The sequence below is a fragment of the Pedobacter sp. BG31 genome (assembly GCF_042464845.1).
In the GTDB taxonomy this organism is placed as follows: Bacteria; Bacteroidota; Bacteroidia; order Sphingobacteriales; family Sphingobacteriaceae; genus Pedobacter; species Pedobacter suwonensis.
Genome location: NZ_JBHNZK010000025.1, coordinates 34168 through 57214, shown reverse-complemented (window position 1 = coordinate 57214; position 23047 = coordinate 34168). Strand labels below are relative to the sequence as shown.

Sequence of the window (23047 nt, the reverse complement as noted above, 5' to 3'; positions counted from 1 at the left end):
TGAAGGGCAAGCTCTCCGCCCTGTTCGTAAAGTTCTTTGAAACGATAAAAGCTATCGCGTGAATAACCCATTACCTTGCAGGCTTGCGAGACATTGCCCAAATGCTGAGCAAGCTCAAGGATACCTAATTTGTTCTTAATGATCTTTAATTGTGTAGTCATAATACTAATCTCTGTTACGTTGTTTAATTTATCGTAACTGTCAGATTAAGTTTTGACTAATTCACATCTGCTGCTTCCGCCTTTTCCGTTCTGCAAGTTCCACAGGATTTACATCTGGTTCGATCGACTGCACTGGTTCCAGCATTGCCTCGATAAATCCACTAATTGATTGGCCTGTTACTTTGACCATATCCGCAACCGTTGAAAAAAGCCCGTCTGCTACATCCCGTGCCAGTTCATTAACATGCTCAAAATTATGGTGCTGATTTGTTGACAGTTCAAGAATATCCATTTGTTCCCTCTGAGCAGTGCTACCATTCTTCTGGACATTAGCATGCGCAAAAGTCTCCTTTAGCCCCCTGTCAAAACCAAAGAGCCTATCAAAGATGGTCTCTCCCGATTGCTTGAATGCCACACGGTTGAACTGCCCAAGCTTAGCAGAATGCTCCTTGTTCTTTCCCTTTGAGGTATTTTGGGGGCTTAGCTTAATCCTATTCGTAATGTCCTTACGGCTGACGATGATCTGAATATGATCTTGTCTTCCATCTTTGCGCTCGCCCGTTTTCCTTGTCCCGTCTTTTACTTCCTTATCTGTGTGTTTGTAATATCGGAAGTTTTCGTGCTTGCCGTACCAGAGCAAATCTTTATGGCTGTTAATGCCTGGTCTTTTAAAGTTCCTTGCGTACTCATCCATCATCTTCACCGCAAATTCCTTTAGTTTTTCTTTTGTACCTTTCTTGCCGTATAGATCGTAAAGGTGCGCCAGTTCCTTTTGGCTTGGACTGATGTTGATTAGAAAAAACTTACTGTCATCACAGCTAAGCTTTGCAATGTTATTATCGATCTTAACTCGGACTTCCTGTCTCTTGGTATCGTTTCTAACACCATTGAACCAGTTTTCGTAATCCGATACGGAATTTTTCCCATTCTTTAGATCATTCTCCTTTTCCAAATAATTGACCAAAGCTCTACTACTGCCTTTGTTATTCCCCGTTTCGGATGCTGTGATGTTGATGTAAATAGGCTAAATATTTTCAAGGGATTTTCTGACATGGCTTTGCAATTCCTCCTTTTTGGCAGCTGATACCGGCCATCCTAAAGATTCTCTCTGATTAATATAATAATTGAGTATCTCTCTAAAACTCGACTTTAGTTTACTTTTTTCATTGTAGTATTGGTGTGTTCTGGCAATTTCTTTTTCCAGTTGTGCCATGCGGTTAGAAATTCCGTCACTTTTCTTTTCCTCTCTCTGTAGATGCTGCCAGATTATTTTGAAATATTCCGTATGCTCTTTTGCTATAATGATGAGTCCATTACTACCGGTAAAGATTGGTAGCAGAAAATCTTTCTCCTGTTTTTTAAAAAAGGAAATTATTCTATTTACTCCGTTAACGAGCTCTTTTTTAAGTAGCTCATCGTTGAAATCGACAGGATCTTTTTTTGTACCATAAAAATAATTTACCATCTGTATAACCAACAGTTTTTTTGTTCTCCCAAGTTTCAGAGAAATTTTTTCCAGTTTTTCGTCCGTTGCTTTTGGGTATCGCACAGACTTGATATTGATATCTTCCATTACCATTCCTTAAAAGTTTTTCTCCAGTTCTATATTAAGTTTCACTTCACTTCCCAGCTTTGGATGCCATGAGGGTTTATATTTAATAAAACCGCTTTCCTTCAATTCCCTGATATTTTTGTGGTAAGTAGAAACAGACTTTATCCTTGAAAATCGCATAAGCTTTTTTCTGCTTACATTAAATGGAAGCTTTATATCCTGATAATTGCAACACTGAACCAATGCAATTAATATGCTTAAATGCGTTGGAAAAAAATGTGGCTGTATTGACGCCTGCTCAAAGTATCTATGCAATCCTTTGTGGTACAAATTTTCATCTTTATTCATTTTATTTCCCCTCCATCATCTTTTCAATTTTTTCCCTGCTGTAAAACATAGTTCCCCCGACCTTACGAAATGGCAAATTGCCATTGATACGCAAATTCTGTAATGTACCAGTCGAAATATTTAGCATTTTCCTTACTTCAGCACTCCTCAACCATGATTTATTTGAAGTTCCACTATTAGTTTTAAAATATTTTTCATTTCATTCAGCATTTCTGTTTTGAACTGCTGCAGATCATCCATTGTAATGATATCCATCTTCATAATTAGCTCCTTTCATTTTGTTATGTACATGAATTCACACATACATTATTTTTAAACCTAAATATTTGGTATACCTTAAAGTATACCGTTTAGTCTTTCTATCGGCTTGAAAAGCCGACAAGTATCCCCGGAGGATACTTGAAACCCCTGTAGCGATAGCTCAGGGCAAGCAAGTAGGGCCACTGCCCAACTTCCGCTTGCTCAGCCCCCGAAAAGGGTACTGACTGCCTGAACCACCTTTCCACCGCTAATGACCGCACCACAACCTTTTGCGCTGTCCCGAATTATCAAGCTGTGCCAGTGGTTTTTGTTACATAGAAACCTTTGCTAGTAGATATATGTGTATGTTGTTATATGCAGATATATCTACTCGGCTATATGGATATATAATTATGTGGGTGGTATGATGCCGTTCGTAGGTAAATGGATTTCTTCCGTGTTTTTCTTCCTTCCAGATCTTACCCATTCGGATAGTTCCACCATGGAGAAATATAGTCTTTTGCCCCGCTTGTTCACTGGGATTTCCTTCCGGCTCACTTTGGTGTAAAGCGTGGGTACGGTCAGGCTGAGAAATTCGGCAGCCTGACCAATTGTCAATAAATCGTCTCGGGGACGTTGGGGATTTTGCGACCTGTTTTCCAGCAGCAGGTCTTTAATACGGTCTATCTTTTCGTGCAGATTACTAATGGCCTGTGGTAGTTCTTCAAATGTGTACTTCATAAGCGGTATCTTTTGTTTTGATACCGCAATATTAGTGGCTTGTTTTGTACGGTTACAACACGTTAAACCGCATCCTTACTGTTTCCCTACTAATATTTACTGTTTTTTTGTTCCGGACTGTTGGAACTAGAAAAGGAACTTTGTCTTTTATCCTTACCTCTAAAATCGGTGATTTGCAAACCTTAGCATCAGAAGATATTATCGCACTAAGCCAGCCCTCCGAATATTCGTTTACTTTATCTCCATTGCTATATAGGAAGTGTTTTAGAATCCATTTTTCAAGTTCTGCTTTATTGCATCCCACAATCAGGTTAGCTTCATACAGCTGCTTAAAAGCATCGGCCAGTTTATTACTGTTTCCGTTGAAGATCAACTGGCTTGCAGGTTGTTCGTCCGCTTTTATTAGAGCGTCAAGCTGGCTGAAATGTTCTTCTGAAAAATAAGTCCTTATCAGTTGCAAGAAATCATCTATATATTGATGATTGAATTTTGGTCGACCCGCATCAGGATTATATGGGATTTTTGGAGGTAACTCTGGCGTAGCATCTTCGACTTGTTTGGGGCTTTTCTGTTTGGCCATCCATTCCTCGAACGTTTCACGGGGATTTATAATTTCATCGATTTCGTTGACCAGCTCACTTAAAAACTTGTCTCTGATCTTCAAAGTATCGTGCAGACTTTCCACAAACTCATCACCTATATAAATATCCTTGTAGTCTGATTGCAGGTTGTTAACGATGAACAAATATTGGAGTTGGATCGAAAATATGAAGTTGCCGGGATATGCGGCTTTAAGTTCACCGTAATGCTGGTGAAAATTTGTCCATATCAGTTTAAACCTTTCCTTTATTTTTTTGAGCTGTTCAAATTCTCTTTTTAAGCTGATGTCATTAAGTGAGAGCAGGTCAATTAACGCCATATCTTTTAATATCCTGATTTCACTCTTATAAGTAAAAGAATCATAGTAGTGTGTTTCGTGCGCAAGGCTATAAGCTGGCTTATTTCCATCTTCTTTTATGGGGTTCTGCAATTCAGCTTTGGTAACGATATGGAGGTTAAAACTTTGTAAACGAGTTAAAAAAATGGCCAGATTTTGCATAACTTAATTAAGTTTTAGGAGTAGTAACTAATGTAACTAATTCTGATCTAAATTAAAAAAACTTGCTGTTATAGACATGTGGTAAGGTTCGCTAGTGATGTCCTGATCCCGAAAACCGAAGAGGCCATCCAGCACAGAAATAAGAATGGCTCTACCTTTTAGCAGCGATTATCTTTCAAGTATCTGCCTCAAGGCATCCTATTAGGCAGTTTTATATATTAAATTATATCTGGATAGTTTAACAGTACTAACCGGAATTTATAATAACATCCGCAAGAGAATCAAATATTAAAATGGGAGACCGTCCGGGAATAACTTTCCGGAACAGCCCGCCAACTGCTGTGCCCACTTGCGGATTAGGCATTACCAGTAGAAAAAAACTTCTTTATATCCAAGAATCAGGCGCCTTGTCAATCCGATGCCTTTTTCAATTCCATTGGAAACTACTGTATGGTCAGGCTACCGCCCATCATCTTAGACTGGAGGACACCGATCTGCAGGAGATAGTTCCCAAAGCCGTCAAAGGCCCCGATTCTCGAAGTACAGATAGTCTCATAGATACCCGTCCCGGATCTAAGCGTATATTGAGAATACAGACAGATCGGAATCTGCCTATTTTTGTTAAAGCGCCGGTCCGGTCCGCCGTTCCTGTTGACATACTTCCAAGTGTGATCCACAACCATTGCGTCGCCGGGCACAATTTCATCTTCGATAAAACGGGTTGTGCCCCCTTCAATCTGGAGGTTGCGGTAAAATACCGCTGCAAACCTGTTGCCTCTTCTAATCAAAAGCCGCTCGGGCAGAAAAAACAGCTGGGTATTCCTTAACCTGATATGAGGTATATCCACATTGGTCTTAAAGTATTTTATCGGTACCTTATTGGCTGAAACCCCGGACACAGGAACCCTATTGATCAGTTTCCCTGCCCCAGCATTACGTTTCCAGTCGTGGTTCTGTTGGGCATGAAGGTACTGCCACTTTCTCACGCAGGAATTAAAACTGGAAAAGTGGCTGGCAAAGGCACTGTATACCACAGTCATCTGCTCATCCATGTCATAACGCAGTTCCATTTCAAACCGTTTTCTGTCAACTTTTGATAAAAACCGGATGAACAACACAAAAAATAGGATACCCGTCCCAAGCATCCAGAAATAATAAGGATTGATCAGGTAAACTTCCAAAGTCGTTTTTTTTGGATCGTCGATAACAGATTTACGGGCCAGTTTCTTTGAAACATAACCTATAGAATCTTTAAAACGTATCTTGAGCCATCCCTTTGCGGCTGAGTCAAGTAAAACGAATTCCTCCGCATCCTTTGCTGTACCCAATATCTTCGCATCCGCATTCGGAAGCATGCGGACATTGCAGCCCACATAAGAGTCAATAATCGCAACATTCCTCTTTCCACCCGGATCCAGGACAATTTCCCTGCTACCAAGTGAATACCAGCTGAGCAGGGCAACAAAAATCATCATCGGCCACACCCCAAACCACCTAACAAAAGAGATCTTGCCTGCTTTTTCACTCAGTTCCTCGATAAAGGCCTTGGAATCAACATCGGTCAGCTGATCGATATGAGCAGAGGTGATCGTGTGTATCCCTTGATCCTGTACGCTCACAGGACTAGGCTGATCCACCTGGCCTCCCCCGATCTTTTGTCTATAATAGATCCCATTGGCACCAATGGTCACATAAGTCCCTTTCGGCCCAGTACTGATCCTTGCCCCCCTAACATCAGTGGAATAACTTATCCCACTATTCGAAAAATTCATACGCACCGGTCCTAATTTCACCGATCTGCGGAACTGTAATCCCATAACCGACGTTTTATTGTGCTAACTTCGATATTTGCCCTGATAGAAAAATACGGTTTCCCCTAGGCAAAGGGCACCCCATCTCATCGGAAACAAAGTTTGCAGGCCCTATATTTATATTTTTTGATCGCATCCTCTTTGCTTACCTTTATCATCTGATGGGTGCATGCCTGAATACCCTTACACCCGTCCTTGGATTTGTGGTAGGCAACAGCGGTTGGACTCAGGCATATATATACCTCTCCGCTATCGGGACCTTTGTAAGAACAGAGGCCGAGCAAAAGAATGAGATTGATCAGTACTTTCATGATGAAGTGGGATGATTAATTTGGTAATCTGTTAGGTCAAAAAAACAGTATATCACGTTTATTTCTTATTTTTTTCTGTCCGGCCTATATCTGGTAGACCGCAAATACAGGGATATGGTCCGAAATCTTCCTTGCCTGCTTGATGTCTGGAAGCAGCCGGTAAAAATGGATAACCCCTGCTGCCTTTAACCTGATCTTTGACATATCGTAATAAAAGTTATCAAACTCCGATGCCAGGCATCCCGTCTCCAGACACTTCTGCCGCAGGGTTGTTTTCTGTTTGATAAGCGCAGGACCGTAGCCGGCTGACTTTAATGGATTGAATACGCTATGGGATTGGGGCAGATTAAAGTCTCCGCAGAAAATCAAATTGTCCGCAGGGTACAGCCCGGACAGATACCTGAAATACTTAACCTCTGTTTCCGGATGGGCAGATTTAGTAATGGCATGGAAATTCACCAGGGTCACCGTTTTTCCCCCGGCAACAAAACGGCCATAAAAAGGTTCACGCTCGATCTGACCTTCAAAGTACCCGTCAAGCCAGCCATTGCCCGACCTGGATACCCTCGAATCCTGCCAGAGAAATGCATAACGCTCCGCCTTATGTGCCGAAATTCCCGATGTAACACTACTGATCTCAAACTTCCATTTCAGCCTTCCCCTGTTAAGTTCATTAACCAGCCTCCTCACAGCCGCCGGACCACCCGGACCTGCTACTACTTCCTGGATAGCGATGACATCATATGGCTCAACTATCCGTGCGATCATTCCTATATCTGTAGCGCTCTTTGAAACCCCAAGGTCTTTCAGGTTCCACGATAGAACACTGAGCGTCACCTGTGCATAACAAAAGGAAGAAGTTAAAACAAGATAAAGGATAAAGAGTAAATATTTTTTTTTCATACCGTACCGTTATTTTAAGTGCAGTATCCTGATATCGATTACAAAATTGAGTTTTCCTTTAGCAATACTGGGTAAAGTAATGCCGACAACCTGACCCTCCTTATTAAGGAGCGGTCCGCCGCCATTCCTCGGTGTTATTTTGGCCGTGGTCTGGATAAGGTGTTCCTCTTTTTTCAATAAAGAAACAATACCGCTCGAGGTACTCCGATCCATTCTGTCTTGACCGCCCATCGCAAATACACTTTCGCCAATTTTTGGAGCCTCCTCTGCAACGGATAGGAAAGGAAATACCTCCGAACTATCCGTTTTCAATTTAAATACAACATAATCCAGCTCCTTACTGGACAACAGTACTTCGGAAACACGATACTCCCGTCCATCCTTCAGCCTGATTTTTTCCTCAACCGGGCTTTTCTGGACAAAGACATGGTAATTACTTACCGCAATACCATTATCTGAAATAAGAAATCCGGAACCTCTCACATCAGCTTTTTCATTAGAAGTGTAGACGGAAAAAACGGCATCCCTGTGTTCTTCATAAAGCCTTTGTAAGCTTTCACGTGTATCTCCTGTATCATCCTCGATATCATAGCTGGGCATATCCCGCACCGTCCCCACCACTTTACTGCGCCCTTGGGACGGTTTTCCTGATTGTGAACAGGAAAATACCACAACCAGAGGCAATACAAATATTAAACCCGTCTTTTTCATAAGCTTAATCGATATGGGCGATTTTGGGAAAGATCTGTATAAGAAAGCGCTGATTATCGTCTTCGTTGTTCAAACGCCCCACGCCTCCCCATCCATTACCGGAGATCTGGAGATCTATGAGATTCCTATATTCCGGGGACTCAAAATCAATACCCATGGTATATTTCCAATAGCTCCAAAGACTCATTGCCCTTTTATAACTCAACTCATAATTATGGGCAAGCCGCTTCGGGTTAAAGTCCTTAGAGGCATAACCTGCGATTACCAGGATATAGGAAAGATTCTTCATTTTTGGATCCGATTCCTTCTTCCTTTTAAGACCGTCGATTACCGATCTGAGTTTCAGTCCTGCCTCCTGTATCTTTTTCCTGGTGTAATCCGGATTGATCAGATCGTCATCAGAGAGGATAACTGCCCGGTCAGCATTGAACTTTACCTCGAAAGCGAGCTTAAAACGGTTATACTGTTCTTCAAATTTAAAAAGTGCCGTATCCTGTTTAAGTGGTATCAAGTTGGCCTCCACGGTCTCGATTATCTTTACTTTTTCCTCAAGAACAATGTTTTTGTGCTTGAGCTGCACATAGGTAAAAACATACAGGACAAGCATAATAAAGAAAAGACTGGTCACCAGATCGGCGAAACTCGGCCAAAAAAAATCATTTTTGTTTTTCATCAGGACTTCCCGTTGGTAAAAAATTTGGAAAACAGCGGTTTCTTGGTTTCCCGTTCTATCCGTTCCAGGGTACCATTTGTGGTCAGTATGCCCGCGCTCAGCTGCTCTATCCTTCCACTCAACTGTTCGGATATCTGGGTCCCTCCTTTTAAAGCCTTTACCTCTGCAAGTAGCGTTTGAAGATGCTTAAGTTCATCAAGGCTTGATTTCTTCTGCTCAATGACTTCTGCAACACGCTCAGATTGCTCAATAAAAAAGCTTTTTAAATCTTCAGAAAAATCCCCAAAAAGCTTTCTGGCTTCCAGATTACGCTGAACAGCCTCTTCACCAAGCAGCTCTGTCGAGCGTTGCAGGGATTGCTGTAACTGTCCGAAACTATCACTGATATGGAATCCGGTACTGACAATGGCTTCATCGACCTTTGCCTTATGTGCTTCCAGGTCACTAAAGTGCGCCGACAAAAAAGTTGTGAGCTTATTCCCATCATGGAGATACTGTTTAACGGAATTTGCAATAACTTCGAAATTGGATGTCCTTGCAAGCATGTCACGACTGGTCTTTGTCAGTTCAACCGAATTGGCCAGATGACTATTAATGTTTGAGAAGAACGAATTGAACTTCTCAAACTGGGCCAAAGCATTGCCCATCTCCGCTAATACCTTGACATTGAACCCGCTGATCTCAGCCACCTTTGATCTGTCCATCTGTTCAACAAGCTGTTTTTGCATCAATATCGAGTCATAGTTTTTATCGAAGACTGTACCAAGCCTATCAAGATTGGCATCAAATTTCTCATTGAAACGGAAAAGATTACGCTGAAGCGAATCAAAGGTCGCATTCATTCCCTGATTAAGGGAAGGTAAGAGCTCAACTTGTATCTTAGTGTAAAAATCATTTTTCTTATTCTCCAATCTGAATTTTGAGCCCTTGAAAGTTACTGCCGAATTTGAAATGGTTAGTAATAACCCAACAAAACTTGCAATCATTGCGATCTTTACGCTTCCCAATAATGTTGCAATACCGACTGAAACCGAACTTTCCCTGATATCGGCCCCTATGAGAGAGGACATACTGAATATTCCGATCACAATACCCAGCATGGTGCCCATTAGGCCAAGATACAACGGGGTGGACAGCGTGAGGTTCACCTCTTCTTCGAGCGTATCTGTATTACGTTCGACGATATCTTTAATGAGGCTGAAATCCGCCACCGAATGCCTGTTCCTGAGCAGGTATTTATTCATTGAATTAAGTATGTTCCCAAAAACCACGCTATTTCCCTGTGTACTTTCGACCAACCTTATCCTGACAGGTTCGCTTAGGGGACGGGCCATCACAATATCTTCCTTAATGAGGTTAATCCCTCCCACATTCTCTTCGACATCCGCCTCTTGACCGGAATAACCTGCCTGGACATCCTTTTCAAGCTCTGCAAAAATATCTGCAGTGGAGGAAAAACTGTCGATCTGTTCTTGGTTTAATTGCTGTTCGCTGATACTTATAGTAGTAATATCGGCTATGGAAAGGTCAAATTCTCTGATCTTTTTTCGAGTACGGATGAAAAAAATGATCTGCGCTATAACGATTACTCCGAATAGAATATATTCGATATTCTCAAGGCTTGTTTCCATATCTATAAGTATTTGATCTTGACTTTTCTAACCACATTCCATTTATTATCCTCAAGAACAGCTCTCCCCGATTCCCCTTTGTGAGTACTTATTTTTTTCGCCGTAGCATAATTACCCTCCATTTCTTCTGCTACGCTGAGGATCAGCTCATTTCTATTATTGAGTGCCATTGACACTGAAGAGATTTCTTCACAGAAATCAAAACTCGCTTCTGTATCTCCTGAGAGCCTAAAACAGTAAATACTGGCTCCTTCCAAAAAGGATTCCCTCCCATCCACACGACGGAATGAACCATCTGACAGCGGGCTTGGAAAGTACTGCCGTTTTATACTTTCCCTTAAGGGGCTCTCCACAGGTACCTCAACGGCATTCTGCAATAGCTCTTCTTCAATCATCTGACCATTTTCCATTTCGGCCATCGTTAGTTCAGCTTTTTTAAGGCTTAGATTTTTTTCATGGAGTTCTTCCCTTAATCGTTCTATTTCCCTTTGAAGCTTTTCGTTTTCACTTTTGAATATCAATAACTCTTTTAGTTGTCCTGGATCTCCGTCAAATCTGCTCTCGTTTTGCATTTTTTTTATTGTTGTAGTATTTCGCCTTTTGTTTTCCTTGCACGGCTTTCTTCCTATCTGAAAAAGCAGCGCTATAACCAAAGCCCCACCAGCTACACATAGTAGATATTCCCAATATGCGCCGGAAAAAGGTCTTACCTTTTGCACCATGACCTGTGTCTCCATAGTTTTGTAATTGCTCGTATCAATCGGAATTTCGGCCCGTAGCTCGCCCTCTGACCTGGTATATTTCCGGCCTATCGAATCCGTGAATTTGCGGAAACTTAACTCATCTTTTTTTAAGTTGAGTTGCCGATAAAAGCCATAAATTGAATCCAGTGTCAGGTTGGGATTTTCTTTAAGCTCATTAATCTTACTTATGAGATGCCGGTATTCATCAATCCTGCTTACTTCTCTATCGCTACGCGATGCAAAAAATAACCTGATTGCACTTGTATCCTGCAGATTCTTCACCTGATCATTGAATTCTTTTAATGAGTTCTTTTGATCGTTGGCTGCGAGCGCATAGCGGATAAAATCAAAATTTATGGAGTCCACCCTACCGGCGGGATATAACTGTTGGCCTTTTGAGTAAAAATTGAGTACAAGTAGAAAGACAATAGATATGCCGGCACCTTTTCTTAAGCTCATTGTTCCACCTCCTCCACTGATAATGCATTGATAAGCTGTTGGATTGTTTCGCTTAATGGCAGAAAAAATGGTGTTTCTGCCAGTACTGCTTTGGTATTGATCGGCGCGCCTTCCATTTTTTCATTGAATTCTATCGCAGCCTTTAAGAATTCTTTAAGATGTTTATTGCTGACCTCCCTGAAAACCTCGATCGACCGATAAGAAACCCCAAATTTGTCCTCGCATTCAAACCCCATCAAAAGTTCTGCAAAAAAGCCATTGAATTCACGGACCTGGGAGACGATCCCACTCTGCACGCTTTCATCAAGAAGGTCCCCGTGGGTGATTGTGTCCAGTCCCTCAACACAGCTAAGGGTATATTTGATATCTTTAAGGGAGACTTCATTTTCCAAACGGCTATAATGGATAATACTTCCTTTTGAAGTGATAGCTTTTGGGATATCTCTCTCTATTGACACTTTCAAACCTTTTGGTGCGGCCTCCTGGTAAACATATCCAAAGACTTCGCTGGCGAGCTCTGCAAGCCGCACGGGATTTGCCGAGACAATATTGAGCACCTTTGATCCGTTTCCACTGAATATCAGATTACCGGGAAGCGCAATCCCTTTTGTCTTCATCACCTTGGCTACGTGATATATCTTGGCGACATAAAAATATAAGAATACAATCTTGATATCACCGTCGTCTGCAAGTTTACTGTTGTAATCCAGTAGCGCCTTGTTTTTGATCGTGGCATTATTGGAAAGTGAAAACAGGAAAGCGTTGAAATCAGCTGCTTTATTGTTTGCAAACAGTTCATCTGCTATGCTTTTGAGTATAGAATGCTCATTAAGAAGCTCACTGAACTCCCGGTAATATTTCTGGACGAGCATATTGTTCGGGATATTACCGAATTCACTGAATCCATCACCGAATATTGTATTACCGGCAAATCTATAAGAAGAAACTAGCATAGGGATATTGTCCCGGTAAACCACAACGTCAGAAGTACCGCCTCCTATATCCATCAATACACTTGTCCCAAACCCCGAGGCTTCCAGATTCTGGTTGGTTTTAAAATAATAATAAGGTGCCAGCGATTCAGAAAGGCTTAAGGTATCACCACGCTCATTGATGTATTGTTGATACAGTGTGTTCCACAGCTGTGAAAGTCTATCTTTCCTTACCGCACTCATACTGACAGGGTAGGTCCAGATGACCTTTGTCAATGGAAGATCACCTCCATTAACAAGTACTTTTGCCCGGATCATCAACATTAATTGCTCTATAAATGCCTTAATCCTCATTTCATTATTACTTTCCCTACTGTCCCATTTCAGGTTGGTAAAATATCTACTGTTCTTATCGACATCTTTTTCGAAAACAAAGGGAATATTGAAATCCAATAGGGCCTTTCCGCCGGCCTTGGGTGCCAGCGACCTGCTCTGTGAGAGCGCGGTTCTGATCGGAAATGAAAAAACACTGTCCTTTCGGATGATACGGGGTACGAACTCCTTACTGACCGTTGTTCTTAGATCCACTGCACCAAGTCCTGAAAAATTATGTTCGGTTTCTTCTGATATCAATGAAACGGCCTGGATATCATGCTCGGTTATATCGAAAGCTTTTGGCTGTCCACCATTTACCGAATATTCTACATGTGAATTGGTTGTTCCAAAGTCCACCGCAAAAGTATAACTGTCGCCAGTGTTATGTGAATTCCTCCACTTGGGTGCGATGATTCCCCTGCCCTGTCCGCTGTCAACCTGGACAAAATCAAATGATTTGCCAACGAGAAAATATTTGGTTGTTGTTTTAGTAAAGTCGCCCCTGATTTTCTGGCTCCTCATCTTCTGCTCAATATCTGTCAGTTCGCGTTTGTCGGTATCGGAATAAAAGTGGAGCAGGTAGTCGATCTCAAAAGACCTACTGCCCATATTTCTGTCAACCAACTGCAGGCTGTATCTTACATTAACCCCCGCAGGGTGTTGAACAAAAGGAAAAAGTGTGATGCTGAACTGCTGTTCGGCAATAGCTCCCTTATTGGACTGGGCGTCTGCGGTACTTTCATTGTGGTAGACCCGTTCGAAAATTATAAAATCAGCACCTTTTTTAACCGGAACTTTTAGCAGTACGCGCACGCTATCTTTTATCCCTTCCTCAATACTGATATGTGGGCTTCCATATTTCCCCTCGGTCAGCTCTGAAACCTTGAAAAACTCAAAAAACAGTGGCTTTAAAGGCAACAGATAGCTTTTGGTATTATCTGCGTCAGAGAGCTTGAGGTTTCCGTCAAAATAGTGTACAGCATCAAGCGGGTAAACCATCCTGATGAGTGTATCCTCTAAAAAATCACTGACGGTAAGGTATGGGTACTTTATATTCAAACCCGGAAGGATACGCTGGCTTAAAGAGTCATTATCCACGTATTTCACCATGGTACGCTGGTCCCAGTTTCCATTAACATATTTAAAGGGTTTGTTAAAACTGTTCTGTAGGACCAGGGGCTTAGTCCCGTTATATTTGATACTATGGATAACAAAGTCACTCTGATCCACCGGAATCTTATCCGAATCAAGAATTTTGAACGCGACATCAAAAACTTCCACCACCTGTCCGGCGTCCTTGGTATACAGGCTTTGATAACTGCTCTCCAGATCAGAGGTCTTTAGGGTATTAAGGGCATTGTAAAGCGCAGGCTCTAAGGATAAAAGAATGTTAAGGTTTTTATTTAGATACTCTTGGAACGCTTTCATCTTTTCACCCAGCTCAGGTCTTGCTTTAAACAGCAGGTAAATGTATTTTTGAAATTCTGGATCCCGCTCATAAAGCGGTACTATATCCGAAAAAAAAACTTTGCCCTTTGTACTGATCAGGTTGAGTGAGCCCGAGCGGTTTGCGGCATTGAAAAACAATGTCAGCGGCGAAGTCCCGCCGATAACCTGATGGTTACACTTGATAATATAAATGCTGTTGAGCGCTTGAAAGTTGAATGAACCGGCATCCTGTCTAAGGTACATATCCAGCACATCACCCAACTTCCGGTGGCCTGGATTTGGGCTATCGATCAGTGTCCTTACCTGGTGCTGTTTATTCCATTCGATAATCTCAATCCTGTCCTTGAAATTCTCGTAAAAAAAGAGCAGTTCTGCAAGATCCAAACACTGTGAAACCGCCCGTTCGTCCTCCCTACTGGCCACCACTGTTTCCCCCCTTTGATAAAAACCAAGGCGCGGGCTCTGTCCAATATTCTCGAAAGACTTCCTGACCAGATCCATCCTTGCAAAAGGGCTGGGTATAGATGTAGGTGCATTCAGGGCGTGCCCTCCTTCCGGATCGGGAATCGCCTGTATCTCTTTTGTGCCATACTGGGCGGAAACGAACCAATCCTCTCCGCCGTTATCTGTAAATCCTATAATTGCTGACATATTTTAAATCTGTTGATATCCGTACTTTTCACCTGTTATTTCACCCGTTGTTTTGTAGAACAGGCTGATCAGTTTCTGTTCGGCCGAGCTGTAAGCCTGTCTATTATCCAGCTGGTTCAGTTTGGTGTCAAATGTGTCATATTTGAACTTGCCCATACCGAGCCAGTTTGCCTGCAGGGGTTTATCCCTCACCAGGTTCATCAGATCCGACTGACGGTCGAAAGGCCGGAAAGATCTTGCGTTCGCTCCCAGTTCATCAAGCCATTCATCATATTGCCTTAAGAATCCTAGAAGGTTTGAACCATAAAACTGTGCGTTTTTCTGCTTTTTATCGAAACTCGGCTGAGATGTTGACCAAGCCTGTCTTTCGATGGATTCTTCCAGATTTTCTTGAAGATATTTTCTGAACAGGGTAAACTGGGTGAGACTGCGTCCAAGCAGGTTTCTACTGCCGTCACATAGTTCTGCGAAAGAAAGGTCCTGGCTATTGTTTCTGATTGCATACTCCTTGTATACACTGTTTACAGGCCGACCATTCATAGTACTGAGTTCACTGTCCCCGACATTCATGAAATCGATGATTGCCAGTGCTCCGGCAACCTCAACAAAATGCGCCTTGTTTTTCTGTCCGTTGCTCCCTGGGTCGTTCTCATACGCCTTACCAACATGCCTGTCACCCAAATAGTACATCATGTTGAGCGAGCTGTTCACATTTCTCCGGTAATATTCCAGTGCTGCCTTGGTTTTTTCTATAAAATCTGATTTGTTGATGGGGCTTTTCTCGTCAACCTCGATGTTGAAGTATGGAAGGACGGTTAATGCCCCTATCGCCGAGTCCCTTAAAAAACCGGCATTGCTGATATCTGATTGTCCGGCAGCATCCCGGATACTCTTCAGTATAGTCGGGAACCCCGCCGCACCAGTCCCACCGAAGATCGAGCTGATAATAAAAATACGGTCATCTTTTCCGAAGTTATTGGCAAAAACCCTAAACTCCTCGGAATGTTTGAACTGATTGAGCACAACACTGCCCACATTAGGGTTTCCGACAAAACCGATATCCATCGGGATCTCTAAAAGATCGATTTCCTCCTTTGCACTGTTTATCGTCCGCCCTGAAAATATCAGGTCGGCAAGTGCCTTGTTCTCTTCCCCAAGCGAGTTGTATGAAAAATAGTCCTTGAATTTGGTCGATTCCACGTCCTTAAGGGTAAACGTATAAGTTCCCCCAAGCGAACCCTTGGTATCAAGTGATTGTAATGTTGAGAGCTTAGTAGAAAAAAAACCATTTCCAGTACCGACTTTTTCGGTAATGCGCTGATAGTTATTCAGTGCTGAAACTGTACGTTTAAGATCTTCATTGTCTTTATGCGGATCTATGATGACCGGCACAATCTCAAAATCGTTAAGCGGCTTGAGCCCGGAAGCGAGTAGCATGGTAAGGGACTTGATCACCCGTGATCCTGTACCACCTATACCGAATATAAAAAGTTTAGCCATATATTTATTAAATTAAGGTTTCCAGAAAGTGGTAAGCCGCGCATTAGTGGACAGACTCCTGGGAAATGAAAATGAGGTTAACAATATGAAGCATACCAGGCCCCAGAAAGCATTGGCAGTCCCGAAAAGCATAAGGTCTCCAGAACCGAAGATAAGTTGGTCGCATCTGTCAACTGTTTTTGGCAGCGAAAAGGCAATCCCGAAATTCATGGCCACACCCACCAGTGCTGTTATCCACCAGGAAAGTTTCGAGCTGAATTTCGCTGTGAAACGGTCAATAATCAGATACATCAACATAAAGAGGCCCAAGCTGATGGCAATCATGATCAGAAAGACCTCCAGGTATAAATTGCTTCCGCTAAAAGCGTCACAGGTAATGTCCCATCCCCGCAGGTGGGTCCCAAGATCGGTCTGGTAACCAAACCATTCATAAATCATTGCTATAAAGTCTGTCATGTTATTTATCTATTTTAATTTTGATTTCAATAATCTTGCGGTCGTTAACGCCTTGTCCAAAAGCCTGGTAAACCCCGCCAAGTAAATGGGACAGCCCGAAAGTACGTACCTGTTCTGTAATGTCGGTACCGATAGCAGAGTCATCAAGAGAGCTGCAGGCATTTACCCATTGAGGAACTTTATCCATCGCCGATATTACCAGCTGGTCTGTCTGGAGCTTTTTGGTCCGGAGCGTGATAAGGTGGGTATACCCTGAGAAAGAGGCGGAATGAAGCTCTGCAGAACTTAGTTTCCTCACCGAGATCGAGTAGGCGCTATTACTTAATCCGTAAATGTCCTTGTCCGAGAAATAATCTAGACCTTTAAGATTTGAGCTGAAATCAACAGCGATATTAAAGGCAAAATCGCCATTGGCCGTCTTCGCCGCAGAAATATGGTCTGAGTTCTCGAATTTAAAATCCCCTATACGCCCTTTGTTTACAACCTTATACCGAGGCACTCCCGGTACACCTGTTTTAAAAAATACTGCATTTTGGATCAGATGGCCGTTCTCCTCACTGACAATATGATTCTTTAGCGCCAGGGAAACCTGTTCTGCAGTACCCATAAACCAGATATAATATGGCCGTGTAACCTGATGAAGGGCAACCTGACGCGATTTATAATCAAAGTAAGTGCCCGTAAAATCTGCCCTAAGCTGAAATATTGCGATGGACAGGTCCTGCTTCCCGAGCTGATCAATTACAGCATCTTTTATAGCAACCTGTTGCATTTCCAGGTAACTTACAGCGTTGGTCTTTGCTCCCGGCGAAAACACAAAATCAGAAATCAAAACCGATGCATTGCCTGCATCTGTACGCCTAAGCACCTCTTTGATCACCGCAGCGATATCTGAGGTTCCTCGTTTGCCGCCCATTGCCTTAAAGCTTTTTCGCGTTAACATCTGACTGAAAGTGCCGATGTCTGTCGATGGAACCGCTATTACTTTGCTATTGATATAATTTAATTTCACCTCACGGCTAAACTGTTTGGTATTAACCAATAGGTCATAGACCGAACTTTTCAGATCAGCTTGACCGATGTATCCATCCATACTGAATGAGTTCTCAAAATAAACATTCACATCAAAAAGCCTTTTCTTTTCCACTGAGCCCACTGACAGGACAACATTAATGTTTTTAATGGCATAATATTTCTTCATATAAGCGATCAGGGCCATATCCTTCCTTAAGGCGGCAAACTTATCATCCTTAAGGATAGAGGCTTTGATACCGTCATATTCTCCCTGGGTAACCACACCGTCCCGGGCAATCAACGCCAGCTCATCCTGAAGTGAAAAAGACCCACAGGCCGATATGGCCAAAAGCGGAAACATCCACATCAGCTGCCTGATGAATGATCTTCTGTTATACATTTTATTTATCTTCATATTGTTTGGTTTATCACCCATATCACTGGCTAATGTGATAGAATGTCCAGCAGCCCATTCATGCGTGCCGGAACATCCCCACATTCCTATTGAGAGCTTATTGGTTATTTCGGTCGCTATTATTGGCGCAAAGACTAGTTTTCGATATCAAGAACATGTTACTTTTGGTATATTGGTCTGAATCTACAATGGGATATTGGGTTATTGATCCTGTTTTCATTTTTCGGGAAAATAGTTTGATATCTGTAGTTTGTTTACCAAAATTACCCAAGCCAAGTGAGGGTTTATTACGGGATCCCGTAAAGTGAAGATTATTTTGTTATCTGTTATCCGGGTAATCAGGATGCCCAGACCATGGGACAAAAAAAAGCCCCAGATCATTGAAAATCCGGGGCAATCGATATCGGTATCAGCCATTGATACGGCTGCAGTCCTTGCCTCCTTTTGCAAAAGCTTCGGAAATTAAGAAATCAGATGATGCCGTAATCCCGGCAATAAACAATCAGCTGCTCGTTATTGGAAAAACCAAGCCCCTCACGCATCTCTTTCAACCTCTTTTCCACTGTACTCAGTCCGGATGGTGAGATACCGTTGGCATCGAGAAATGTTGGGATATTTTTCTGCTTGGTGCCTTTGGAAAGCTGCGAAACAATAGTAATGTCCAGCTTATCGAATTCAAAGGTGTTATGGTGATGATTCTTTTTTTTGATCTCCAGCGGCATATATGTCCGCCCTTTAACGATCGTTTCGACAGCGGATGAGAGTTCTTCAGCATCCCTTCTGCCCTTTTGCACGAAAGCGTTGATCCCAAGATCCTGGTATAGCGAACGTATTACCGCGGGACGCCCTTCTGCAGAAAATACCACAATCCTGATATCCTCCTGTACGGCCTTAGCGGCCGTGATCAGGTCCTCTCCTCCTTTAAGTTCCTGTTCCCTGTGGTCCTCGGCAAATGAAAGGTCGGTAATGAGCAGGTCGAAAGGCTCGCCTGACTGCAAAGCCTTACGGATATGCATAAGTGCATCGTCACAGTAATAGGTGTACTGTCTCTGGGCAATCCCCAATGATTCCATGGTCTTGACGATGGAAATACTCGCCATCTGTTGGTCTTCAGCTATTAATACTTTTTTAAACATAGAAGATGAATTTAAACAGGAAAGCTAATCTGGATCTTTAGGCCCTGCTCTCCCTGAACGGTTTCAAAGATAATCGATCCCAAAACCGATTTCATACGGTTTCCCGTACTGCGCAGTCCATTGCCATGAACCATCTCTTCTTCCATCCCTTTTCCATTGTCACGGTAACTGATGTTTACCGTTCTCTCCACCCGTTCAAAACGCAACACCACGTTATCCGCACCGCTGTGCCTGCTCATATTGACCATCAGTTCCTGGAGTACCTGTTCGATCTCATAGAAAACATCGACAGTGATTCCTGACCATATATCCGCTTCGTTGCCCACGATAACAACCCTGGTCTGCTCTCCGGAAAACGAGCTTAACAGCTCCCGTGCATGCACATCAAAAGGCTGCTCAGGAACCACCGGCCGGTTATAGGAAATATTCCTTGATTTTTCATAAAGCAGTTCGATCTTATCCAAAAGGCTATCTGCACTGACATGTATGCGGTTCTGTATCTCTTTCATCATCCGGTATAGGCCGTTGGCCACCACATCATGAACGTGTTTAGAGGTTTTGAGCTCACTCTCCCTGATTCGTTTCTCAGTCGCCAGGGCCAGTTTACGCCTGTGCCTGTGAAACTCGGCCAGTCCAAACGAGAGCAATATCAGCGACACAAATGCGATTATGCCCATCTGATAATTCTTTGCCGTATTCTCTTTTTGCAATAACAGTTTATCCGCCTTATTCTTCTCGCTCTCATAACGGATCAACGCAAACTGGTTCTTGGCCCTGCTCCTCGAGGTCTGCAGACTGTCGTCCAGACGTTCATAGGCTTGAAAATAAGGTTTTGAACGCGCCGGATCTGAAAGCCTGATCAGCTTTTTGAGGGCCTGGAGCTTATCATCCCCACTGCCAAGCTTCCTGGCCACCCGGTACATACTGTCCGCATACGCTAAGGCCATTACACGCGAGGTCTGGGCATAATAGTCTGAGAGATGCGAATAACTGGCATTCAGTCCCCACTGATCCTTTTCCCTGCGCCGTATTTCCAATGCTTCCCTGAATTTTCCTATAACCGGAGCCGAAGGATCCTGCTGCCAACTGGCCCTTGCAATGTTGGAAAGGGTTCTGGCATATTCGCGCTGGTTCCTGCTTGCACCCGACAGCACCTCACGGTAAACGCTGAGTGCCCGTCCGTAATCCTTCATGTCCTGGTAGGTCTTTGCCTTGTTGTTCAGGTACACGCGGGTATAAAGGGAATCATTTGAAAACCTGATCGCGTCATCATAAAAACGCAGCGCATTGGTATAATCTTTTAATTTATAAGTGGCAATGCCAAGATTGTTATAGTTTGAACGGATAAAAACATACTGGCTGCTATCGCTGGGTTTAAAATAACTGATCGCTGCAAGAGAGAGTTCCTGCCCACCAAAATAATCCCCTTTATCAGTGGAAATGATGGCCATATTGAGCAGGCATTTGCCAACACCCAAACTATCGTTTTCCTGAATAAATACATCTTTTGCCCTGTTGAAATATAAAAAGGCACTATCTGCAGGCCCCTTTTCCCTGTACTCGAAAGCCCTGTCATAGGCAGGGTTAAGGGTGGTCTTTTTTTTATCTGCCTGTTGCCTGCAGCAAAAGATCAGCAAAATGAAGGGTATCAGGGCAATGGCGGAGCGTCTCACATTATCGGGATTTCCCGAAATTAAAGAATATATATCATTGTCCCAAAAAGCTGATCAAAGGAAATGCGAAAACAAAAAAAGGCCAGCCAAAAGAACCGATTGGTCCTACTGGCTGACCTGAGATAAAGAGGGACGCAAGCATCCCTCTTATGTACTATCCGTCTATCTTCGGTGGCGGCGTCTGACCGGTCTCACCACCTGTGTCACCATCATTGGGCGTACCATCCTGACCAGTACTGTTTTCGGCACTGCTGACCTGAGTGGTGCCGTGGCAGTTAGAAGTTGAAGATTCAGCTGGGTTCACTAGGCCCAGAATAAGTGCAATAAAATAAGGTAAGAACATGGTTTCCTAAATTTTAAAAGTTTCGAAAAATCAAGTCCCCGCGACCCTCGCAGGGACGGTTATAATTTTTTCAGAAGGCCTTCTGAAATTTGGAAAGCTTGAGATCCAGTGTACGGAGGCGAGTGGCAGCTTTCCGTTTTACCCCAGGTTACCGTACGCCGGTCTCATGTTTTTATCAATCAGTTCCTGGTGTTACTTCCGGCAGCTGACCGGTTCCTGAACTGGATGATGATGCAAATGTATATCGCCCTAAGCTCCTGTCATGCACAGAATTCCGATCGTGTCGATAATACCGATTGAATGTTTGAAATGCTTTTGGAATTCCTAAAATTCTCCTACATTGCACTTCTTAACGCATCAAAAAATGTTCGAGGAATACAAAGAACTTGTTGTAAAACACTATCAAAATGTCGTGGCATCAGAGGATACCTCGGTTTATCTGAAAAACCCAACACCGGCGAACCTTAAGAGTGAATGCCTAAAGGTTTACGGATCTAGGGACCACGATGCAGCGGACAAAAGAATACTGATTGATTTTTTTGGAAACCCCGATAAACTGGGTGATTTTGGTGAGGCTATCAATTCCTTTATCACCCCGAACTTCAGGCCCGTGCAACAATTTATCCAGGCGCCCACCAGGGACTCGCACCCCCGCAATATTGAACTCCTGGCCTGGCTGACCGATTACCAGCCCCGTCCTTTCCGATTTGACACTTTTAAAAGACCTGGCTATTCACCTCCCTCATCTGATACTCATCAACCGCCCGGGACTCCGGACAATACCGCTGTCCCTGTAAAAAAGAACTGGAAACAGTTGATCAAAAAATACCAGAAGGAAAGTGCCCTGGCCCTGATCGTACTAGGCCTTATGACCTTTTTGCTCATGAAAATATTACCGGGTAAGCAATGCATGTACTGGGCCGGTGACCACTACGAAGCCATCGACTGTAACAGACAGATATTCGGTGTACAGAGCATTGCCCTGGATACCATGAAACTCAACCATTTTAAAAAAATCACCAGACCCGACACCATGACAACCTATTCCATTGGAAAAGTATGGTACATTAAAACCGATAACCCCAAACCGGAATGTTTCACCGCAGATGGAACCCATCCCCTTTACCCAGGCAGGGACTTAAAACCTTTGACTTTGACCATATTGAGAAATCATTTCGGGATCACCCAGCAGGATAGCATCGCAAAGAAATAAACCATCAGTCAGAACTAATTAAAAGTGCTGCACCGAGAAAAATTAACTATTTAAAGCCTTGAGGGTTAACCGTATTTATCAATGTAGTTTAATGGATAATTTGCAGCTTAATCTTTAACCATAAATCAATTATCATGGCCAGTTATCGAGTTGTCTGCATTACCAAGCCAGACGTGAACAGTTCCACCGAACACATTACAGAAATCGGATATTATGAATCGGCTTTTAAGCCCAAAGTTACCATCAGCACCGAGGAGACGATCAAGCGTATTGATGCAAATTCATCTGAATTTTATGTCAGCACTCCCCAGGGAACTGCTTATGTTAAAGTCGAACGCCCCATCGGCAGAAGGGCTTATATCAGAACAGTGCCCGACAGGACAGAAAAGGATAACCTTTTAAGTTTACAACAGTGTAAAAATGCCTAAAACAAAAAGGGCTACCGATCCATCGGTAGCCCTTTTATTATCTTACCTAACCTCAAGCCCGGTATGCCCGCAGGTGAAA

20 protein-coding genes are annotated in these 23047 nt (G+C 43.0%); 2 read left to right on the top strand and 18 right to left on the bottom strand.

Features of this window, described 5'->3' with window-relative positions; genetic code table 11:
• The 18 genes from ACFE6N_RS21465 to ACFE6N_RS21380 form a co-directional block, all read right to left on the bottom strand.
• Positions 1 to 161 (bottom strand): helix-turn-helix domain-containing protein (locus tag ACFE6N_RS21465; RefSeq protein ID WP_378939921.1); only part of this gene is annotated, 161 nt, incomplete at its 3' end.
• 61 nt (positions 162 to 222) lie between these two features.
• On the bottom strand, positions 223 to 1182 hold the full coding sequence (locus ACFE6N_RS21460) for a DUF5712 family protein (RefSeq protein ID WP_378939919.1): 960 nt from the start codon (positions 1180 to 1182) through the stop codon (positions 223 to 225).
• Positions 1183 to 1185: 3 nt separating this feature from the next.
• Entirely contained in the window at positions 1186 to 1734 is a 549-nt protein-coding gene (locus ACFE6N_RS21455; RefSeq protein WP_378939917.1) for a BfmA/BtgA family mobilization protein, read from the bottom strand.
• Positions 1735 to 2062: 328 nt separating this feature from the next.
• Entirely contained in the window at positions 2063 to 2188 is a 126-nt protein-coding gene (locus ACFE6N_RS21450; protein WP_378939915.1) for a helix-turn-helix domain-containing protein, read from the bottom strand.
• Between the two features lie 524 nt (positions 2189 to 2712).
• Entirely contained in the window at positions 2713 to 3042 is a 330-nt protein-coding gene (locus ACFE6N_RS21445) for a helix-turn-helix domain-containing protein (RefSeq protein ID WP_378939913.1), read from the bottom strand.
• A 52-nt stretch (positions 3043 to 3094) separates the two neighbouring features.
• Positions 3095 to 4141 (bottom strand): hypothetical protein, encoded by a 1047-nt coding sequence (locus ACFE6N_RS21440; RefSeq protein WP_378939911.1) that lies wholly within the window; start codon positions 4139 to 4141, stop codon positions 3095 to 3097.
• A 443-nt stretch (positions 4142 to 4584) separates the two neighbouring features.
• A complete protein-coding gene (locus tag ACFE6N_RS21435) occupies positions 4585 to 5958 on the bottom strand; it encodes a DUF4236 domain-containing protein (RefSeq protein ID WP_378939909.1) in 1374 nt (457 codons plus the stop codon).
• 389 nt (positions 5959 to 6347) lie between these two features.
• Entirely contained in the window at positions 6348 to 7166 is an 819-nt protein-coding gene (locus tag ACFE6N_RS21430; RefSeq protein WP_378939907.1) for an endonuclease/exonuclease/phosphatase family protein, read from the bottom strand.
• A gap of 9 nt (positions 7167 to 7175) precedes the next feature.
• Entirely contained in the window at positions 7176 to 7877 is a 702-nt protein-coding gene (locus tag ACFE6N_RS21425; RefSeq protein WP_378939905.1) for a S1C family serine protease, read from the bottom strand.
• A 4-nt stretch (positions 7878 to 7881) separates the two neighbouring features.
• On the bottom strand, positions 7882 to 8550 hold the full coding sequence (locus ACFE6N_RS21420) for a hypothetical protein (RefSeq protein WP_378939903.1): 669 nt from the start codon (positions 8548 to 8550) through the stop codon (positions 7882 to 7884).
• A complete protein-coding gene (locus ACFE6N_RS21415) occupies positions 8550 to 10181 on the bottom strand; it encodes a hypothetical protein (RefSeq protein ID WP_378939902.1) in 1632 nt (543 codons plus the stop codon). The genes ACFE6N_RS21420 and ACFE6N_RS21415 overlap by 1 nt, the downstream gene beginning before the upstream one ends.
• Positions 10182 to 10183: 2 nt before the next feature.
• On the bottom strand, positions 10184 to 11206 hold the full coding sequence (locus ACFE6N_RS21410) for a hypothetical protein (RefSeq protein WP_378939900.1): 1023 nt from the start codon (positions 11204 to 11206) through the stop codon (positions 10184 to 10186).
• 173 nt (positions 11207 to 11379) lie between these two features.
• Entirely contained in the window at positions 11380 to 14790 is a 3411-nt protein-coding gene (locus ACFE6N_RS21405) for a hypothetical protein (RefSeq protein ID WP_378939898.1), read from the bottom strand.
• Positions 14791 to 14793: 3 nt separating this feature from the next.
• Positions 14794 to 16290 carry a hypothetical protein gene (locus ACFE6N_RS21400; RefSeq protein ID WP_378939896.1) on the bottom strand — a complete coding sequence of 499 codons (1497 nt, stop codon included), beginning with the start codon at positions 16288 to 16290 and terminating at the stop codon, positions 14794 to 14796.
• A 12-nt stretch (positions 16291 to 16302) separates the two neighbouring features.
• Positions 16303 to 16746, bottom strand: a complete 444-nt coding sequence (locus ACFE6N_RS21395; protein ID WP_378939894.1) for a hypothetical protein — start codon at positions 16744 to 16746, stop codon at positions 16303 to 16305.
• Position 16747: 1 nt separating this feature from the next.
• A complete protein-coding gene (locus ACFE6N_RS21390; RefSeq protein WP_378939892.1) occupies positions 16748 to 18175 on the bottom strand; it encodes a hypothetical protein in 1428 nt (475 codons plus the stop codon).
• A gap of 470 nt (positions 18176 to 18645) precedes the next feature.
• The gene (locus tag ACFE6N_RS21385; RefSeq protein WP_378939890.1) at positions 18646 to 19311 is read right to left on the bottom strand and encodes a response regulator; all 666 of its coding nucleotides are present in this window, start codon (positions 19309 to 19311) and stop codon (positions 18646 to 18648) included.
• Between the two features lie 11 nt (positions 19312 to 19322).
• Positions 19323 to 20984 (bottom strand): tetratricopeptide repeat protein, encoded by a 1662-nt coding sequence (locus ACFE6N_RS21380; RefSeq protein WP_378939888.1) that lies wholly within the window; start codon positions 20982 to 20984, stop codon positions 19323 to 19325.
• Positions 20985 to 21691: 707 nt separating this feature from the next.
• Here ACFE6N_RS21380 and ACFE6N_RS21375 point away from each other — a divergent pair.
• On the top strand, positions 21692 to 22540 hold the full coding sequence (locus ACFE6N_RS21375; protein WP_378939886.1) for a hypothetical protein: 849 nt from the start codon (positions 21692 to 21694) through the stop codon (positions 22538 to 22540).
• Between the two features lie 134 nt (positions 22541 to 22674).
• Positions 22675 to 22968, top strand: coding sequence for a DUF3892 domain-containing protein (locus ACFE6N_RS21370; protein ID WP_378939884.1), 294 nt, complete (start codon positions 22675 to 22677; stop codon positions 22966 to 22968).
• Positions 22969 to 23047 lie beyond the last annotated feature (79 nt).

Excerpts from the sequence above, each read along its gene's own strand:
- ACFE6N_RS21405 (WP_378939898.1), bottom strand. The coding sequence starts at position 14,790 with ATGTCAGCAATTATAGGATTTACAGATAACGGCGGAGAGGATTGGTTC.
- ACFE6N_RS21370 (WP_378939884.1), top strand. The coding sequence starts at position 22,675 with ATGGCCAGTTATCGAGTTGTCTGCATTACCAAGCCAGACGTGAACAGT.
- ACFE6N_RS21395 (WP_378939894.1), bottom strand. The coding sequence starts at position 16,746 with ATGACAGACTTTATAGCAATGATTTATGAATGGTTTGGTTACCAGACC.
- ACFE6N_RS21455 (WP_378939917.1), bottom strand. The coding sequence starts at position 1,734 with ATGGAAGATATCAATATCAAGTCTGTGCGATACCCAAAAGCAACGGAC.
- ACFE6N_RS21375 (WP_378939886.1), top strand. The coding sequence starts at position 21,692 with ATGTTCGAGGAATACAAAGAACTTGTTGTAAAACACTATCAAAATGTC.
- ACFE6N_RS21430 (WP_378939907.1), bottom strand. The coding sequence starts at position 7,166 with ATGAAAAAAAAATATTTACTCTTTATCCTTTATCTTGTTTTAACTTCT.
- ACFE6N_RS21420 (WP_378939903.1), bottom strand. The coding sequence starts at position 8,550 with ATGAAAAACAAAAATGATTTTTTTTGGCCGAGTTTCGCCGATCTGGTG.
- ACFE6N_RS21390 (WP_378939892.1), bottom strand. The coding sequence starts at position 18,175 with ATGAAGATAAATAAAATGTATAACAGAAGATCATTCATCAGGCAGCTG.
- ACFE6N_RS21400 (WP_378939896.1), bottom strand. The coding sequence starts at position 16,290 with ATGGCTAAACTTTTTATATTCGGTATAGGTGGTACAGGATCACGGGTG.
- ACFE6N_RS21445 (WP_378939913.1), bottom strand. The coding sequence starts at position 3,042 with ATGAAGTACACATTTGAAGAACTACCACAGGCCATTAGTAATCTGCAC.
- ACFE6N_RS21425 (WP_378939905.1), bottom strand. The coding sequence starts at position 7,877 with ATGAAAAAGACGGGTTTAATATTTGTATTGCCTCTGGTTGTGGTATTT.
- ACFE6N_RS21435 (WP_378939909.1), bottom strand. The coding sequence starts at position 5,958 with ATGGGATTACAGTTCCGCAGATCGGTGAAATTAGGACCGGTGCGTATG.
- ACFE6N_RS21440 (WP_378939911.1), bottom strand. The coding sequence starts at position 4,141 with ATGCAAAATCTGGCCATTTTTTTAACTCGTTTACAAAGTTTTAACCTC.
- ACFE6N_RS21385 (WP_378939890.1), bottom strand. The coding sequence starts at position 19,311 with ATGTTTAAAAAAGTATTAATAGCTGAAGACCAACAGATGGCGAGTATT.
- ACFE6N_RS21450 (WP_378939915.1), bottom strand. The coding sequence starts at position 2,188 with ATGCTAAATATTTCGACTGGTACATTACAGAATTTGCGTATCAATGGC.
- ACFE6N_RS21415 (WP_378939902.1), bottom strand. The coding sequence starts at position 10,181 with ATGGAAACAAGCCTTGAGAATATCGAATATATTCTATTCGGAGTAATC.